General features: G+C 65.3%; 16 protein-coding genes. 8 read left to right on the top strand and 8 right to left on the bottom strand.

The window, feature by feature from the left end:
- Nucleotides 1-30: 30 nt before the first annotated feature.
- A complete protein-coding gene (locus AC5RV6_RS04825) occupies nt 31-705 on the bottom strand; it encodes a GntR family transcriptional regulator (RefSeq protein ID WP_494006139.1) in 675 nt (224 codons plus the stop codon).
- The gene (locus tag AC5RV6_RS04820) at nt 702-2,168 is read right to left on the bottom strand and encodes a fumarylacetoacetate hydrolase family protein (RefSeq protein WP_494006138.1); all 1,467 of its coding nucleotides are present in this window, start codon (nt 2,166-2,168) and stop codon (nt 702-704) included. The genes AC5RV6_RS04825 and AC5RV6_RS04820 overlap by 4 nt, the downstream gene beginning before the upstream one ends.
- 188 nt (nt 2,169-2,356) lie before the next feature.
- On the opposite strand from AC5RV6_RS04820, the gene AC5RV6_RS04815 reads away from it, so the two are divergent.
- The 4 genes from AC5RV6_RS04815 to AC5RV6_RS04800 all read left to right on the top strand — a co-directional run bounded on the left by AC5RV6_RS04815 (nt 2,357) and on the right by AC5RV6_RS04800 (nt 6,527).
- On the top strand, nt 2,357-3,517 hold the full coding sequence (locus tag AC5RV6_RS04815) for a hypothetical protein (RefSeq protein WP_494006137.1): 1,161 nt from the start codon (nt 2,357-2,359) through the stop codon (nt 3,515-3,517).
- Between the two features lie 214 nt (nt 3,518-3,731).
- Nucleotides 3,732-4,061: a hypothetical protein gene (locus AC5RV6_RS04810; RefSeq protein WP_494006136.1), complete on the top strand. Its 330-nt coding sequence runs from the start codon at nt 3,732-3,734 to the stop codon at nt 4,059-4,061.
- A 357-nt stretch (nt 4,062-4,418) separates the two neighbouring features.
- Nucleotides 4,419-5,726, top strand: a complete 1,308-nt coding sequence (locus tag AC5RV6_RS04805; protein WP_494006135.1) for a PIN domain-containing protein — start codon at nt 4,419-4,421, stop codon at nt 5,724-5,726.
- Between the two features lie 105 nt (nt 5,727-5,831).
- On the top strand, nt 5,832-6,527 hold the full coding sequence (locus AC5RV6_RS04800; RefSeq protein WP_494006625.1) for a DUF4386 domain-containing protein: 696 nt from the start codon (nt 5,832-5,834) through the stop codon (nt 6,525-6,527).
- 96 nt (nt 6,528-6,623) lie between these two features.
- Here the strand turns inward: AC5RV6_RS04800 and AC5RV6_RS04795 are convergent, their stop codons facing one another.
- Nucleotides 6,624-7,451 carry a formate/nitrite transporter family protein gene (locus AC5RV6_RS04795; RefSeq protein ID WP_494006134.1) on the bottom strand — a complete coding sequence of 276 codons (828 nt, stop codon included), beginning with the start codon at nt 7,449-7,451 and terminating at the stop codon, nt 6,624-6,626.
- Nucleotides 7,452-7,461: 10 nt separating this feature from the next.
- Nucleotides 7,462-7,914 carry a cyanase gene (gene cynS, locus AC5RV6_RS04790; RefSeq protein ID WP_494006133.1) on the bottom strand — a complete coding sequence of 151 codons (453 nt, stop codon included), beginning with the start codon at nt 7,912-7,914 and terminating at the stop codon, nt 7,462-7,464.
- A gap of 184 nt (nt 7,915-8,098) precedes the next feature.
- On the opposite strand from cynS, the gene AC5RV6_RS04785 reads away from it, so the two are divergent.
- Complete coding sequence (locus tag AC5RV6_RS04785) at nt 8,099-8,887, top strand: helix-turn-helix domain-containing protein (RefSeq protein ID WP_494006132.1); 789 nt, start codon at nt 8,099-8,101, stop codon at nt 8,885-8,887.
- Between the two features lie 110 nt (nt 8,888-8,997).
- Nucleotides 8,998-10,080 (top strand): alkene reductase, encoded by a 1,083-nt coding sequence (locus tag AC5RV6_RS04780; RefSeq protein ID WP_494006131.1) that lies wholly within the window; start codon nt 8,998-9,000, stop codon nt 10,078-10,080.
- 55 nt (nt 10,081-10,135) lie between these two features.
- On the opposite strand, the gene AC5RV6_RS04775 is transcribed toward AC5RV6_RS04780, so the two are convergent.
- From AC5RV6_RS04775 to AC5RV6_RS04765, 3 genes are all read right to left on the bottom strand, one after another.
- Entirely contained in the window at nt 10,136-10,753 is a 618-nt protein-coding gene (locus tag AC5RV6_RS04775; RefSeq protein WP_494006130.1) for an RES family NAD+ phosphorylase, read from the bottom strand.
- On the bottom strand, nt 10,750-11,394 hold the full coding sequence (locus AC5RV6_RS04770; protein WP_494006129.1) for a hypothetical protein: 645 nt from the start codon (nt 11,392-11,394) through the stop codon (nt 10,750-10,752). The genes AC5RV6_RS04775 and AC5RV6_RS04770 overlap by 4 nt, the downstream gene beginning before the upstream one ends.
- Nucleotides 11,395-11,616: 222 nt before the next feature.
- Nucleotides 11,617-12,126: a hypothetical protein gene (locus AC5RV6_RS04765; RefSeq protein WP_494006128.1), complete on the bottom strand. Its 510-nt coding sequence runs from the start codon at nt 12,124-12,126 to the stop codon at nt 11,617-11,619.
- A gap of 379 nt (nt 12,127-12,505) precedes the next feature.
- On the opposite strand from AC5RV6_RS04765, the gene AC5RV6_RS04760 reads away from it, so the two are divergent.
- A complete protein-coding gene (locus AC5RV6_RS04760) occupies nt 12,506-12,790 on the top strand; it encodes a hypothetical protein (RefSeq protein WP_494006127.1) in 285 nt (94 codons plus the stop codon).
- Nucleotides 12,791-12,964: 174 nt separating this feature from the next.
- Here the strand turns inward: AC5RV6_RS04760 and AC5RV6_RS04755 are convergent, their stop codons facing one another.
- On the bottom strand, nt 12,965-14,260 hold the full coding sequence (locus AC5RV6_RS04755; RefSeq protein WP_494006126.1) for a DUF8173 domain-containing protein: 1,296 nt from the start codon (nt 14,258-14,260) through the stop codon (nt 12,965-12,967).
- Between the two features lie 261 nt (nt 14,261-14,521).
- Between AC5RV6_RS04755 and AC5RV6_RS04750 the strand changes: the two genes are divergently transcribed.
- Nucleotides 14,522-15,139, top strand: a complete 618-nt coding sequence (locus AC5RV6_RS04750; protein WP_494006125.1) for a hypothetical protein — start codon at nt 14,522-14,524, stop codon at nt 15,137-15,139.
- The last annotated feature ends 23 nt before the right edge of the window (nt 15,140-15,162 follow it).

The following is a 15,162-nucleotide window of genomic DNA, read 5'->3' as shown; positions in this document are numbered from 1 at the left end:
TCTTGCGGGTGTGTCTGTGCTGGCGCCGGCCTAGCGGCCGGCCTGCGGGTCGAGCCGGTTGTGCTTCAGGTACGCCTCGAGGGTGCCGGCGCGGTGCGCGCGGGCGGCGCGCTCGACGTCGTCCGGTGCGGCGCCGTCCTCGATCAGCCGGAGCAGGTTCTCGTGCTCGGCGACCGACTCGTGCGCCCGGCCCGGCACGTAGCTGAAGGTGGAGGAGCGCAGGGCGCCCAGCCGGTTCCAGCCGCGGTGGACCAGGTCGAGGATGTGCGGGTTCGGGCAGTTGGTGAACAGCGCCGAGTGGAACGCCTTGTTCAGCTCGGTGAAGCGCACCGGGTCGAAGTCCTGCAGGCAGGCCCGCATCTCCTCGTTCACCGCCTGCGCCGCGGCGAGGTCCGCCGCGGTGACGAACGGGGCCGAGAGCGCGGTGGCGTAGCCTTCGACCAGCGCGAGCGTCTGCATGGTGTACAGGTACTCGGTGGGGTCGATGCCGGTGACGGTGGCGCCCACGTTGCGTTCGAAGCGGACCAGGCCTTCGGCCTCGAGCCGGCGGATCGCCTCGCGGACCGGGACCACGGAGCAGCCCAGGTCATCGGCGATCCGGCTCAGCACCAGCCGGTAGCCGGGCCCGTATTCTCCGGAGGAGATCCGGGCCTGCACCGTCTGGTAGGCCTGCTCGGACTTGCTGGCCGTCGTCGGGGGAGTCACTGCCCGTCCAGCCAGGCCTGGTACTTCTCGAGCCACTGCTGGTTCATCGGGTACAGCCCGTCCACGGAGTGTCCGGCCTTGACCTGCTCGGCGATGAACTCCTCCTGGCGCTCCTGCTCGATGCAGTCCTCGACCAGCTCCGCGGCGATGGCCGGCGGGATGACGAGGATGCCGTCGTCGTCGGCCACGATGATGTCGCCGGGCTGGACGGTGGCGCCGCCGCAGGCGACGGTGATGTCGGTGTCCCAGGGCACGTGCCGGCGGCCGAGCACGGCCGGGTGCGGGTTGGCGCAGTAGACGGGCAGGTCGATGCCGGCCACGGTGGAGTAGTCGCGGACGCCGCCGTCGGTGATGATCGCTGCGGCGCCGTTGTGCTTGGCGCGCAGGGCGAGGATGTCGCCCAGGGTCCCCGTGCCCTTTTCACCGCGGGCCTCCATGATCAGCACTTCGCCTTCGCGGACGGAGTCGATGGCGCGCTTCTGCGCGTTGTAGCCGCCGCCGTGGGACTTGAAGAGGTCTTCACGGTTGGGCACGTAGCGCAGGGTGCGGGCGGTGCCGACGACCTTGCGGCCGGTCTTGGTGCCGGTGAGCCCGTCGATGGAGACGTTGTTCAGGCCGCGGCGGCGCATCTGTGAGGACAGGGTGGCGGTGGCCACGGATTCCAGCTTGGCCTTCAGCTCGGGGGTGAGGGCCGACGCCGGTTCCTCCTTGGCGGGCAGGCCGGCGGCTTCGAGGGAGCCCCAGGCCTCCTCGCGCTGCTTGTCGTCGATCTTGGGCTGCGCGCCGAAGGTGGCCAGCGGCGTCGTGCCTTCGGTGACGGTGGTGGAGAGCCGGCCGGTGGACAGGCCGACGGCGGGGGCGTCCACCTCGACTTCGAGGACGTCGCCGGGCACGGCGACGGAGGCGCCGGCGGGGGTGCCGGTGAGGATCAGGTCTCCGGGCTGCAGGGTGAGCAGCTGGGAGAGGTCCGCGACGAGGCGGGCGAAGGGGAAGAGCAGGTCTGCGGTGGTGTCGTCCTGGACCAGGTCGCCGTTGATCCAGGTGCGGATGCGCAGGGCGGCGGGGTCCACGGCGGCGGCGTCGATCAGGCCGGGGCCGACGGGGGTGAAGCCGTCGCCGCCCTTGGAGCGCAGGTTGGAGCCCTTGTCGGCCCAGCGCAGGTCGTAGACGCCGAGGTCGTTGCTGGCGGTGATGGCGGAGACGTGGCTCCAGGCGTCTTCGATGGTGACGCGGCGGGCGGTCTTGCCGATGACCAGGGCGATTTCGCCTTCGTAGCCGAGCAGTTCGCAGCCGGCCGGGCGCTCCACGGTGCCGCCGGTCAGGGCGAGCGAGGAGCCGGGCTTGAGGAAGTAGCTGGGCTGCTCGGGGGTGCGGCCGCGCTGGGCGGCGCGGGAGGGGTAGTTGATGTGGACGGCGATGACCTTGCCGGCCGAGTCGAGCATCTGCTGGGTGACTTGCTCCATTGCGCTGACGGTCCCTCCTGAATCAAGTACGAAATCGTATATGATCCAGTGTGCCGTGTGGGCGGGGTCACGTCAAGGCATGGTGGCGTACGCGAACGGGCAGAGCGGTGTAGGCATCTGACGAGGCGCTTGTCAACAGCGTATGATGCTGTATTGCCTTTAAGGCACATATCTCTATGGGGGGGGAAATGGCTACCTTCGGGTACTTGGTATTTCTGGTAAGGGCGTCCATTCCGAACCGGGCTCGTGCTCTCTATCGGCTCGATTCCTGCGGGCTGAGCCGAGGAGACCTGCTTCGAGAAGTAGGTGACGTAGTAGGCCGGCTTGGCAAGGGTTATCACCCTCTACCTGAGTCCGCGGAAGGGTTTCGCGTCAAAGAAGTAAACAAGGAAGAGCGCGCTGTAGCGTTGAGGATCAATAAGGGTCCCGAGGGCGGGAATGGTGAAACCTATAATACCGAGACGGAAGAATCGGTAGAGACGGGTGAATCGACCGCGCTCCTCAGTGGCCTCCATGCAAAACTCTACATTCCAAAGGGAAGCTACTTCGGGCTGTTGTTCGTCGAACGTGTCGGGGGAAGGCATCTGAAGGCGCTGCTTTACGACCAAGTTCTAGTTGAGGCCGCCCTGGAGCTTCGGGCGATGCTGCGCCTCGAGGCGTTTGCCGAAGCGGGTGATTGGGAAAGGGACCTTGCCGATCAGCAGGTCCTCCGCATATCTGAAGTTCTGTCTTCTCCTGATGGAACCACTGATGCGTCAACCGTTGAAGACACAGTCGTGCGGATAGTTACCACGGGAACGGCACTCCAGCGCGCGAGTAATCAGATTAAAGAGGTAATTCTAAGGCGGGTGCATAGGAAGAGTGAGACGCTCAAACTGCTGCCCGAGATTGCCGACCTAGAGGCTAGGCGCCGTGTCCTTGACGAAGAATCAGGATCTGACGGCCGGCCGAGATATAAGAAGGCCAATCGAGCATCATTCACTGTTCAAGATGAGGCGGAATACAAGAGGCTGAAGGGGCAGCTGGAAGCTCTCGACAAATTAGAGGGACTGAGCAGTGATTTACGCAAGGAACTGGAAGAAAAGTCACCGGTCAACCGGCAGGGCTTGGAAACCTCTAGGTTCGATGTGGCACTTGGGGTGGAGAAACCGGAACGTAACTTCGTTGTAGAAGGGGACTCGATGCCCCAGTTTGTCTACGAGACATCTGTAAGGTTGGCAAAGGGTGACCTTCTAAAGGTTTGGGATGCACACGCAGCGCGTATGTTCTCCAATCTTCAGGTGAAACTGACCGAGGGGTGGTTGGACAGTGTTGGCGAAGAATCTAAGATAGCGGCAGAGCCCTCCTGAAATGGCTACTCCTTGGGTGCGGTTCAAGAGGACGTTGCTCTTTCAGATCGTGAAGGACCACTTGGAGACCTTCAGTACCGCCGTCGGAGTGGAGGAGTCACGGCGGCGCATCCGACGAGCAGTCACTTCGCAGTACGGCTGGCCACTAGCTCTATGCATGCCGTTTCTTGTGGTTCGAATAAACCTAAGTGGTGTTTCGAATCTCATTTCTGGCATGGCGATTTTGACGGCGCTGTTGTTTGCACTTTTGGTGTTGATGTTCGATACTACCGTGGCTTTGCGAAAGGACGAGGGCGCCTTCGACTCCGCGCACGATGTGAAAGAAGTGGTGACCAGTCTTCGGATGAATGTTACGTATGCGGTCCTTCTGTCAGTTGCGCTGTCAACAGTTCTCATAGTAGCTGCTACCGCCGGAGGCGAATCGGATGCAGAATTGACCTGGCTATGGACACCTCCGCTTGTTTTCGCCTTCTCCCACCTTGGGATGACGCTGATCATGGTACTGAAAAGATTGCGATTGGCATTCAACTACATCGATAGATGAGAGGTCTTCCGCGTAAAAACCTGTGCGGTACTTCGAGGGGTCCTGTTGTGGGCGTAGAGGAGGTCCTCGGCCAGGACCGCACGCCTATTCCGGCTCGGAATAGGCCCTTGGCGAGCCGCACCTATATTAGCCCACCCATCGATTAGCCCGTGCGGTCGAGACCGGGAGCAAGCCCTGGGTGAGGTAAGCTGCACAGCCGCGGCAAGATTCCTCGCGGTACTGTCTGCCTTCGTCTGCCTGTCATCGCCGCGTCCGGCATGACTTGAGGCACGACGGGCCTTCGCTCGCAATGTGCTGCGAGTAGGCATGATCGGGACGAATAACTGACCATAACGGTTCACAGAAGAATGGGTAAGAGTGAGAGACCTTTTCCGCGGCTATTATCAGGCGACGTTTGATGAAGCGAATAAGATTTGGGCGGGCGGCAGGATTGCCCTGGATGCGAATGTCCTACTTTCCCTCTACAAAGTGCTGCCGTCCACCTCCGATCTTTACCTAACTGCGCTAGAGTCCCGCAGGAATCAGATGTGGATCCCATACCAAATAGGTCTCGAGTTCCATCGCAACGTCCACGTTGAACGTTCCAAGCAAACGGTTGCACACCAAGAGAGGATCAAAAACATTGATAACTTCTTGAATGACCTGCGAAAAACAGCGAAGAAGTCTAGGTTGCAGTCCTCCTCCCAACAGGAGGCAGTCGAAACAAACTTGAAGGCACTCAAGGAACAGCTAGAGGCAGAGTCACAGGAAATCGCCCAACAAACTCACCACCATACTCATGATGGCCTTCTTCAGCGTATTGCTGACCTGTTCGCCGGGCGTGTTGGCTCCAAACCCTTGCCTGAAACCCTGGAGAAGGCGTATGAGGATGCTGCCCACAGGTTCGAGAAGGAAATCCCTCCAGGCTATGAAGATACCAAAACTAAAGCTGGACCCCGAAAGTACGGTGATTATGTTTTATGGCGCCAGCTTCTTGATGAGGCGAGTGAAAAGAAGACGGATTTCATCTTTGTAACTGACGATGACAAGCCCGACTGGTGGCTTAAGGATGACAAGAAGAGGTCGATTGCCCCTCGTCCCGAGCTCATCCAGGAATTCAGATCCGAAACGGGTCAAGACGTACTTATTCTGAACAGTGGCCAGTTCTATAACCGGTTGATGTCCGATGGGCCTGGCACAGCTGACCAAAGTAGACTGGTTAGGGCAGCGGAGGAAGATATGACAGCTGCGGTCACCGAGACTCAATCTTCCCAGTTAGAAGAATCTGTGCGGAGCCTGCTGAGAGATACTGGTTTCAGCGAAAAGGCTGAACAATTCTCTGTGTCTCAATCAGATGACCTTCGGCCAGCCGGACCTTCCAAACATCGTAGAATCACGCACCAACTAGGATCCGGTCCGAAGAGATTTAGGGGTGACCTACGCCATGAACAGGCGATACGTATCGGAGCGGCTTTACGCGAAGAATACAGTGCGTTGGAGGAAAAGCTGACCTTGCTAGGAGATCGAAGAGCCTCTCTGGGCAACGCTCTGCGCTTCCAGAATGACAGCTATAAGAGGGCGGTCCTTCGAAAACGACTCGATCTCATTGAAGCGGAGGCTGGAGCCATCGAGGAACAGATGGCGGAATGCGAATACCGCATGTCCATGCTGGGCGATGACGAATAGTACCGTTACGGACCTGAGCGGATTCAACTGTAGCTAGCGAGCCGCTCACGTCCAGCGCGTCCCCGCTGTACAAACCCCTCCCAGAGCACCGCCCGCACCGCAGGAATCCTGTTCCTGATCACCTTCGTCTCCGCCATCACCGGCGCCCTGCTCTACGCGCCGCTGCTCACCGACCCCGGCTACGTCACCGGCCCCGGGACGGACGCCCGAATCCTCTGGGGCGCCGTGTGCGAGCTGGTGCTGATCATCAGCAACATCGGCACCGCCGTCGTCCTCTTTCCCGTCTTGCGACGCTGGAGCGAGACGGCCGCGCTGGGCTACGTGGCGGCGCGGATCATGGAATGCGCGTTGATCGCCGTCGGGATCCTCAGCGTGCTGGCCGTGGTCAGCCTGCGCCAGGACGCCGGCGGCGACGGCGCCGCCTACCTGCCGGTGGCGGCCCAGGCCCTGGTGGCCGTGCACGGCTGGACCTTCCTGCTCGGGCCTGGATTCGTCGTCGGCATTGGCAACGGCCTGCTGCTGGGGTTCCTGATGTACCGCTCGCACCTGGTGCCGCGGCCGATGGCCCTGTTCGGCCTGATCGGCGGGCCGCTGATGTCGGTCTCCGGGCTGGCCGTGCTGTTCGGCGCCTACGGGCAGACCTCGGCGCCCTCGGCCCTGTTCACGCTGCCGGAGATTCTCTGGGAGGCGTCGCTGGGGATCTACCTGACCGTCCGCGGGTTCCGGAGCGGAACCGTCCTGCCGCAGGAGTACCTCGCAGCCAGTGAGCGGGCGGATCCGGCCGGCTCTCGCCTGGTGTGACACCTCCACAGAGCCGTCGGCTGAAGAGAAGAACGGGCCGGCGTCCGGAAGCTCCGCCCCCGGACGCCGGCCCGCCGTCGTCGTTCTCCGTTCGGATTAGACCTTCACCGTCGCCGCGAACTGGCGGCCCGGCGCGGTCCGGGCATGCGTGCGGTAGATCATCAGGCCCACGAACGTCAGGCCGCCCACCAGGTTGCCCAGCACCGTGGGGATCTCGTTCCAGATCAGGTAATCCATCAGTGTGAACTCGCCGCCAAGCATCAGGCCGATCGGGAACAGGAACATGTTCACCACGGAGTGCTCGAAGCCCATGTAGAAGAACAGCATGATCGGCATCCACATCGCGATCACCTTGCCGGCCAGGCTGTCTGACATCATGGCGCCGACGACGCCGGTGGACACCATCCAGTTGCACAGCACCCCGCGCACAAACAGCGTCAGCATGCCGGCTGCCCCGTGCTCCGCATAGCCCACCGTGCGGCCCTCGCCGAGGTGGCCGATGGCCTGGCCCACCTCGCTGACCTCGGCCGAGAAGCCGTAGGTCCAGACGATGGCCATCATCACGGCCGTGGTCAGCGCGCCGGCGAAGTTGCCGAGAAACACCAGCCCCCAGTTGCGGAGCATCGACTTCCACGTCACGCCCGGGCGCCGGTCCAGCCAGGCCAGCGGCACCAGGGTGAACACCCCGGTCAGCAGATCAAAGCCCAGCAGGTACAGCATGCAGAACCCGATGGGGAACAGGACCGCGCCGAGCAGCGGCGACCCGGTCTGGGTGCTCACGGTGACGGCGAACGCCGCGGCGAGGGCCAGGATGGCCCCGGCCATGTAGCTGCGGATCAGGGTGTCCCGGGTGGACAGGGCGACCTTCGCCTGCCCGGCGTCAATCATCCGGACCGCAAAGTCCTTGGGAATCACATAACTCATCGCGCGCCCCTCACCACTGGTACTTCAGGAATTTGCCGTCGATGATGACGCGCACCCGGTCGCCCTCGGGATCCTGGCGACGCGTCAGTTCGACGTTGCAGTTGATGGCGCTCATGATGCCGTCGCCGAACTCCTCGTGAATGGCTTCCTTCAGGGCAGGTCCGTAGACCGCCAGCAGTTCATAGAAGCGGTAGATGGTCGGATCATCCTTGAGCGAATCCCCGGCGATCCGGTAGGGCTGCTCCTGCAGGGCGAGAACGGTCTCCTCGTCCAGATCGAGCAGGTCACCGGCCTTTTCCGCCAGCTCCCGCGGCACCGGATGGGACCCGAGGAGGGCGGCGATCGTCCACAGCAGCGGCCGGTCCAGCTGCTCGGCGAGGTCCGCCCAGGATGAATCAGAACGGGCGACGGCGGTGCGCACCTTGATCGTCGCCTGGTCGCGGGTGGTGTTCCAGTTCGTCATTTTTGCCTCCTCGTTGGATCGCATCCGGGCGGATGTCTCGGAACTCAACGTAAAAGCGGCGGCGGGGCCGGAGGCAGGCTTTTTGCGCAGACCACCGCGCAAAACGCGCAGGTGAACCGCTCTTTTACATGCGTGAAACAACGGGGCAACGTCACCGCCGTCGTGCGTCCCTAACGTCAAGAACATGCAGTGGGACACGGGCGGAAACGGAGCGGGGCGGCAGCTGGACCTGCATGCGCAGGTGGTCCTGGAGGCTCCGATGCCGTTGTGGGTGATCGACTCGCAGGGACGCGTCGCCCTGGCCAACAAGGAAGCAATCCGCTTCCTCGGCTACCGGGGCGAGGACGACGTCGTCGGCGGTCCCAGCCACGACCTGCTGCACCGCCACCGCCCCGACGGCTCCGCCTATCCGGAGCATGAGTGCCCCATTGTCGGGTCCCGGGGCCGGGCCCCTGCCTGGGAATGGTTCGTCACCCGGGCCGGGGACGCACGCCAGGTGCGCTGGTCGACCCGCAGCATCAACGGCGGCAGCGCGACGCTGCTCAGCTTCCACTCGGCTCACGGCACTGAAGTGCGCCCGGGCGAGCCGCGCCTGCAAAATCCGGCGTCTCGCAGGCCCGCTTCCCAGGCGCGTGCCGAGCTGCGCGACGCCCTGTTCCAGACCATCGCTTCCAGGTTCGCCGATCCGGAATTCAGCACGGCCGACGTGGCGGCCGCGGCGCACCTGTCGATCCGCTCGGTGCAGGCACTGTTCGCCGACGCCGGAACCTCCCCGGCGGCCGAAATCCGCCGCGTCCGGCTGGAGCATGCCAAAACCATGCTGGAGCAGGGCCACCTTGTGCAGACGGCGTGCCTGTCCTCGGGGTTCCTGGATGCCGGCACCTTTACCCGCGCTTTTCGGCAGCGCTATGGCGTGGCACCCAGTCAGGTCGTGTCATTGGCAGAGCACCGGAGGCAGTGCGCCGCTGTGTGACGTGCCCCGCGCCGCGGAATATCCCGGGCCGCCTTCGCAGTTGCCCGCTGAAGAACCGTCAGCGCGGGGGCGCGTGTCCCTGCCGTACGCAACAAGAAGGAACCGGCTTCGTGAAACTGTTTACCCCCCTGTCCGTCGGCACCATGGAACTGCCCAACCGGCTCGTCATGGCCCCGATGTCCCGCGTCCGCGCCGACCGCTCCGGCGTGCCCACCGACATCATGGTCGAGCACTACCGCCAGCGCGCCTCCCTGGGCCTGATCGTCACGGACGGCATCTACCCCTCCTTCCCCGGCCAGGGCAACCCGCTGATGCCCGGCCTGGTCACCGAGGAGCACGTGGCCGGCTGGAAGCGCGTCACCGATGCCGTGCACGAGGCCGGCGGCCGGATCGTCGCCCAGCTGATGCACTCCGGGCGCGTCGCGCACGAGAACATCAACGGCGGACGCCAGCCGCAGGCCCCCAGCGCCATCGCCGTCGACGGCATGGCGCACACCTACGACGGCAAGCAGCCCTATCCGGTGCCGCACGCCCTCACCGAAACCGAACTGCCCGGCGTCGTGCAGGACTTCGTCTCCGCCGCGCGGAACGCGATGAAGGCCGGGTTCGACGGCGTGGAGCTGCACGGCGCCAACGGCTACCTGCTGCAGGAGTTCCTCTCCCCGGTCTCCAACACCCGCACCGACAACTACGGCGGCTCCCCGGAGAACCGGGCCCGGATGGTCATCGAGACCTTCCGTGCCGTGGCCGAGGCGATCGGCGCCGAACACACCGCCATCCGCATCTCCCCGGAGCACAACATCCAGGGCGTGCTGGAAACCGACCGCGCCGACGTCACCGCCACCTACACCGCCCTGGTGGACGGCATCGCCGACCTGAAGCCGGCCTACCTGTCCATCCTGCACAAGGACCCGGCGGACGAGATGATCCAGGACCTGCGCCACCGCTTCGGCGGCCCGGTGCTGCTGAACACCGGCTTCGGCACCGTCACCAGCCGCGACGACGCGATCATGCTGCTGGAGGAGGACCTGGCCGACGCCGTCGTCGTCGGCCGCCCGGTCATCGCCAACCCGGACCTGGCCCGCCGCTGGCAGGAGAACCTGCCGCTGAACGAGGTCGACCAGGCCACCGTCTACACCGACGGCGCCGCCGGCTACACCGACTACCCGGTGCTCGAGCCGGCTGCCTCCTAACCGAGTGCGACGACGGCAGGCCTTCCGCGGGATGCGGGAGGCCTGCCGTCGTTGACTACCGGCGGACCTCAATTCGCAGCGGCGTGCAAAGCCTTGTCAGCCAGTCGGCGTCGTGCGGCAGTGCGAACGCCCGCCCGTAGGCGGGATCCACCTCGAAATCATCCTCGAGTACGCGGTCGCCGAAGAACACGTACGCCTTTTCCGTGTCGCACTGACGGCTCATCCAGGCAATGCCCTCAAAACCGGCCGTGTGCGCGGCCTCCGCCCACCGGACGGTCTGCCCGTAGCGGCTGGCAGGCGTCCGGGTGACATCGTCAGCGGAGGCCCCCATGGTGCGGAATCCTGTTCCCATGAAGGACGCCAGGCGCAGCGGGCGCTGCGCTGTCAGCCGGCCCATGACCTTGTTCTGATAATCGCCGGGCAGCAGCGCCCCGCCGGCCGCCGGGATGTCATGCAGCAGGGTCTCGGAAATCGCAGCGATCTCCGATTCGCCGGCATAGAGCACCGGGACGGGCGGGTTACCGAAGAAGGCAAAGCGGGTCGGCGCGCCGACGCCGGGGTTGAAGGAGCGGGCATGCCGGTCGGGGCTGTTGGTGAACAACCGGTACAGGTGCGCTCCTGCGTCGAGGATGTGGGTGTCTGCGGTGAGCGGTCCGGCAGGGCCGGGACTCACCACTCGACTCCGAAGTGTCCCCGTGCAGCGGCCAACACGGCATCGGCATCCTGCAGCCGATCCACGGGGCGGTCCCCGTCCAGGTGGCCGGACGGCAGGCAGATCCACTGTGCCAGGTCCTCATCGCTGCGGCGGGCTTCCCGGGCCAGCCGAACCAGTGCGGGAATGACCTTGCGGACCTCCCCGTTCCGGTCGAACTGGAATCCGGGGTAGAGGACGGCGTTGCCCCGGCGGACACCGACCAGCTGCCCGTTCTCCCGGCGATCGTGGGCGAGCGTGCTGCGGCCCTTGGCGCGTGACCCGAGCGCCCGGGAAGCGTCCTGAGCGGTGAGCAGTCCGAACTCCTGCTCCATCGTGCGCCAGGCGTTCTCCGTAGCCATGGCGCCCTGGACCAGCTCCGGCGTCGCTGCGGCAGGCAGGGCGGCCAGCGCCGGGCGGAGGGCATCGAGGCTGCGCTGTGCATTGACGACGGCGGCCAAGGCCGGCGCCGAGACGTGGGAGCGGCGTGCGAGTACTTCGACCAGAAGGTCGACGCCGGCGTCGTCCGCTTCCAGCAGCTGGAGGGCCTCCTCCAGTGCGTGCTGACGACCGTCAGGACGGCGCGAGGACTGGTGCCGGGCGGGCAGGGGATGGAGCGTCATCTGACTCTCTTTCGCGGCGGGGTCCTACGTTTCCTACGACTTATCCTAGTGTCGGGAGCGTTGGAAGGGAAAGGGGTCCCGCGACTCCCAGCGGCAGTCTCTTCCCACTGGACCTGATTCCTTGCGCCGATGAGTCCGCGTGTGGAACGCGCACCGCCCGCCAAATAGATCGGCCTGATGCCGGCGTCCCGCGTCCCCGGCATGCGTCATCGTTGACAGCTGTTACCGGGTCCAGTCTGCCGGGTCTTCCCGCTCCGCATCAGCGTCATAGTGTGTGGCGCTGGTGCCATACAGTGGGTCGTACTTGGACCGCACCATGACGTGATCCTCTGGGTGTTCGAAGCAGTCGGTCCTCACTCTGAACTCCACCTCGTAGTACCAATCAGAGGGTTCTGCCGTCTCGTAGCTGGCACCGTTTCCCAGTTGGCGCGAATTGGAGGCGTAGAATCTCAGATCGCCCATCTCATAGGCGATGGCCTGCTCTAATATCCGGTAGGCATCGTCCGCTGGAGCCGGGTTCCACCCCTGGGATTTGGCGTAGCTGTCCATGATGTCCATGGCTTGCTCGGATGATGCAGCGTCAGGGAAAATCCAGCTTCCGTTGACGATGACACTGGTCACCTCATTCGTGCCGTCGTCCTTGATGGGCGGATCGAGGCAGGTGGATTCCCGGGCATTATGCACCGTTAAGGGGGAACCAGGCCCCGGATCCTTCTGAAGCATCTCGTTCACGAACCGCTCGGCGTCCCCCAGGGATTCGACCGGAGGGCGGACCGGGGGGCTAAACGTGCGGCTAACCGGATAGTTGTATGGTGCCTGCTCACATGCGCTCACGCTCGCGGCCAGAGCAATCGACGAGATGGCTACGCAAGCCATTTGCTTGACCTCGAGCAGCGTGGGTGCCTCCTCGATGGGCGATGGGCGATGGGCGATGGGCGATGGGCGATGGGCGATGGGCGATGGAAGCAGGACGCAACAATGACCGTGCCTGACTTGGAGTCCCCACCATACCTTTAGCTGGAGAACTCATATGAAGTTGTCCACGAGGCCGCGGAACCGCCGACGTCGGTCTCCCTGCCGGGTGCCTCAGGCCGGTTGCTACGGTGGGCCGATGGCAAAGAAGACCGCAGACCCCGCCGCCGTCCGCCGTCAGCTGGACACGGTGCACCGACGGCTCGCCGAGCATCCGCTGAACTCGGACGAGTTCACCCGGGCACGGGCACTGATCAAGGAGATGCCCGATGCCGACCGCACCTCTGTGGAAACGGCTCTTCAAGCGCAGGGGCTGCCCGGCTTCGGCCGGCAGACGAGGATGCTGCTGGTCGGCCTGCCGTCCCTGGCCAGGCTGAACCGGCGGCGGCTGCGGCTGGAAGCCAAACTCGGCTCACACAGCTGACACGGCTAGGCTGCTGACACGCGCCCGCCGGGCGTCTCCACTATCGGCGGGTTAACGCCGCTCAGGCGGCCCTATTCCAGCGTTATCCCACCGACAGATGACCGGCTTCCAGCATCAACCCACCGATAGATGACCGGTCTTCGCACCAGCTCGGCCCGGAGTGCCGCTCCGCAGCTACTGCGGGTCCGCGGGAGGCCGCGCGGGCGCCGTCGGCCCCGGTGGCGGGCCGGACGGCGGCAGCGGGCCGGTGTCAGCCGCCGAGGCGCCGGAGGTCGAGCCAGCTGCCGGGCGGGTTGCCGAACCGGGCGCAGGTGCTGGATTCGGCGCACCGGCCGCAGGCACCCGCCGCCACGGCCGCCGCTCGTAGATCGCCAGCAGCTGGGCGCCCAGGCCGAAGAACACCATCGCCAGCCACACCACGATGTTGAGCCACGGGATGTGCAACGCGACGATCAGGATCACCCCGCCCACGAGCGCCTTGACTACCGGGTGCTGGCGGCCCCGGAACACGAGCCGGCCGACGTAGTAGGCGCCGAACACGAACGTGGCCAGGGTGAGCACGGTCCAGACCAGCAGCCAGGACAGCGCCAGGGGTATCCCGATGACCGTGATCAGGGCCAGCAGCACCCCCACGGGAACGGCGACGGCGGCCACGAACCCGACGAGCAGCGCCTTCCAAGGGCGGGGGATCAGCTGGTCCGTCACCCGGTGCAGCAGCCGCGGGAAGAGCCATGCGCTGAGCACCGTGATGATGCTCAGCGCCACCAGCGCATACAGCAGCCCCAGCAGCCAGCCCACAAACCGCTCACCCGCCGTGGGCTCCGGGGCGGTCTGCGGAACGCTGCGGTCCACCGTGCCGGCGACCGCGCCGTCGGCGATGTCCGCCTCCTCGTTCGAGCTGTACGAGAGGTTGCCGCCCACCGTGCCGTCGATGGTGAGGGAGCCGACGCCGACCTCGACGTCGCGCCCGACGGCCCCGGCGATGTCGATGTCCTGTCCGGCGCCCACCAGGTCCTCGCCGAAGGAACCGCTCCCGCTCACCTCGATGTCCGAGCCGAAGATCGTGCCGCTGCGCGTGACCGCCCCGTTGATGGTGATGTCCTGCCCGGCCAGGCGGACGTTGCCGTCGATGTTGCCGTTGATGGTGATGGTCTGGCCGGCGGCGATGATGTCACCCGTGACGTCTCCGTCGATGGTGATGGTCTGGCCGGACGCGTACACGTCCCCGGACACATTGTCCGACACGTCGACCGTCACCCCGCTGTAGAACTGCGGGCCCGTGCCGTCGTCGCCGTCGTCGCCTCCGTCGTCATCGCCGTCCACCATGGCGGGTGCGGCGGGCCCGGCGGGCCCCACCCGGGGCGGTGCGGCGGACGACGAGGCGAACGCGCCCGTCGCAGCGGCCAGGACCAGAAGGGCGGCGGCAAGAACTGTGGAGATCATCCGCGGCAGAAAGGAAAGAAGTCTCATGGGGCTGCCTTTTCTGTGCTCCCGGGCGGCACCGGGCGTGCGGGCCCCGAACGGGGACGGTGGAGCTGCCGGAGGGGCCAGCGAAGATGCGCTTCACCGTGAGGTACCGCCATCGTGTTCCGCAGCCCCGGCGACCGTCTCGGTTTCGGGGCCCATGCGGCCATGATCACCCCGGCGACGGTGGGTGTAAAGGTTCCTCCCGCGCCCCGTGCCGTGGCGTCACCAACCCGGTGCGGGCGCCCGACCGCTAGCCTCTACCTCATGGAGAGGACGGAGCCGCGGCGGAAAGCGGGCATCAAACGCGGGGAGGCAACAGGCCTCGCTCTGGTGGCCGCGTCCGCGCTGGCCTGCTGGGCTGCCTACACGGTGCTGACCGCCACGCACACCGACGCGTCCGGCCGGGGTGTGGTGTTCCACTTCTTCGGCCTGTCCCGCGACCTCATCTGCAGCGGGATTCTGCTGCTCAGCCTGGCCGGCGGCGCCCTGGGAATGGTGCTGCTGGCGAAGGGGCTGATCGGGCGCATCAGGAAAACCTGGGTCCGGGAGACCGTGGGGTGGGTCAGTGTCGCCGTGGGCCTCCTGGCAGCTTTGATGCCGGCAGTGATCGGGTATGTAGTCGTGCTGGCATTGGGCCTCGCCGGCGACCAGATCAGGTTCGAAGCCGACGACGGACGCTCCGTGGTGGTCACCCAGGACGGTTTCGACGGCGACCGGGTGGGCATCTACACCGAGCACGGACCGTTCCACTACGTGTGGAGCCGAGGGGCCGACGAGCTAAGCGGCTTTCCCCGGGTCAAAGACCGCGACTGTGCACTCGAGGCCGGCCGGGGCACGCTCCTGCTGACCTGCGGCACCGAGACCGTGACCATCGAGCCTTAGCCGCTGAGCCGGCGTCGGGCTCC

This window comes from Arthrobacter saudimassiliensis, assembly GCF_059090665.1.
The sequence above is the reverse complement of the archived record's forward strand: the minus strand, read 5'-3'. Positions and strand labels throughout refer to the sequence as shown.

Coding starts and splice junctions, on each gene's coding strand:
- AC5RV6_RS04815 (WP_494006137.1), top strand. CDS start 2,357: ATGGCTACCTTCGGGTACTTGGTATTTCTGGTAAGGGCGTCCATTCCG.
- AC5RV6_RS04755 (WP_494006126.1), bottom strand. CDS start 14,260: ATGAGACTTCTTTCCTTTCTGCCGCGGATGATCTCCACAGTTCTTGCC.
- AC5RV6_RS04770 (WP_494006129.1), bottom strand. CDS start 11,394: ATGACGCTCCATCCCCTGCCCGCCCGGCACCAGTCCTCGCGCCGTCCT.
- AC5RV6_RS04760 (WP_494006127.1), top strand. CDS start 12,506: ATGGCAAAGAAGACCGCAGACCCCGCCGCCGTCCGCCGTCAGCTGGAC.
- AC5RV6_RS04785 (WP_494006132.1), top strand. CDS start 8,099: ATGCAGTGGGACACGGGCGGAAACGGAGCGGGGCGGCAGCTGGACCTG.
- AC5RV6_RS04810 (WP_494006136.1), top strand. CDS start 3,732: ATGGCGATTTTGACGGCGCTGTTGTTTGCACTTTTGGTGTTGATGTTC.
- AC5RV6_RS04795 (WP_494006134.1), bottom strand. CDS start 7,451: ATGAGTTATGTGATTCCCAAGGACTTTGCGGTCCGGATGATTGACGCC.
- AC5RV6_RS04750 (WP_494006125.1), top strand. CDS start 14,522: ATGGAGAGGACGGAGCCGCGGCGGAAAGCGGGCATCAAACGCGGGGAG.
- AC5RV6_RS04820 (WP_494006138.1), bottom strand. CDS start 2,168: ATGGAGCAAGTCACCCAGCAGATGCTCGACTCGGCCGGCAAGGTCATC.
- cynS (WP_494006133.1), bottom strand. CDS start 7,914: ATGACGAACTGGAACACCACCCGCGACCAGGCGACGATCAAGGTGCGC.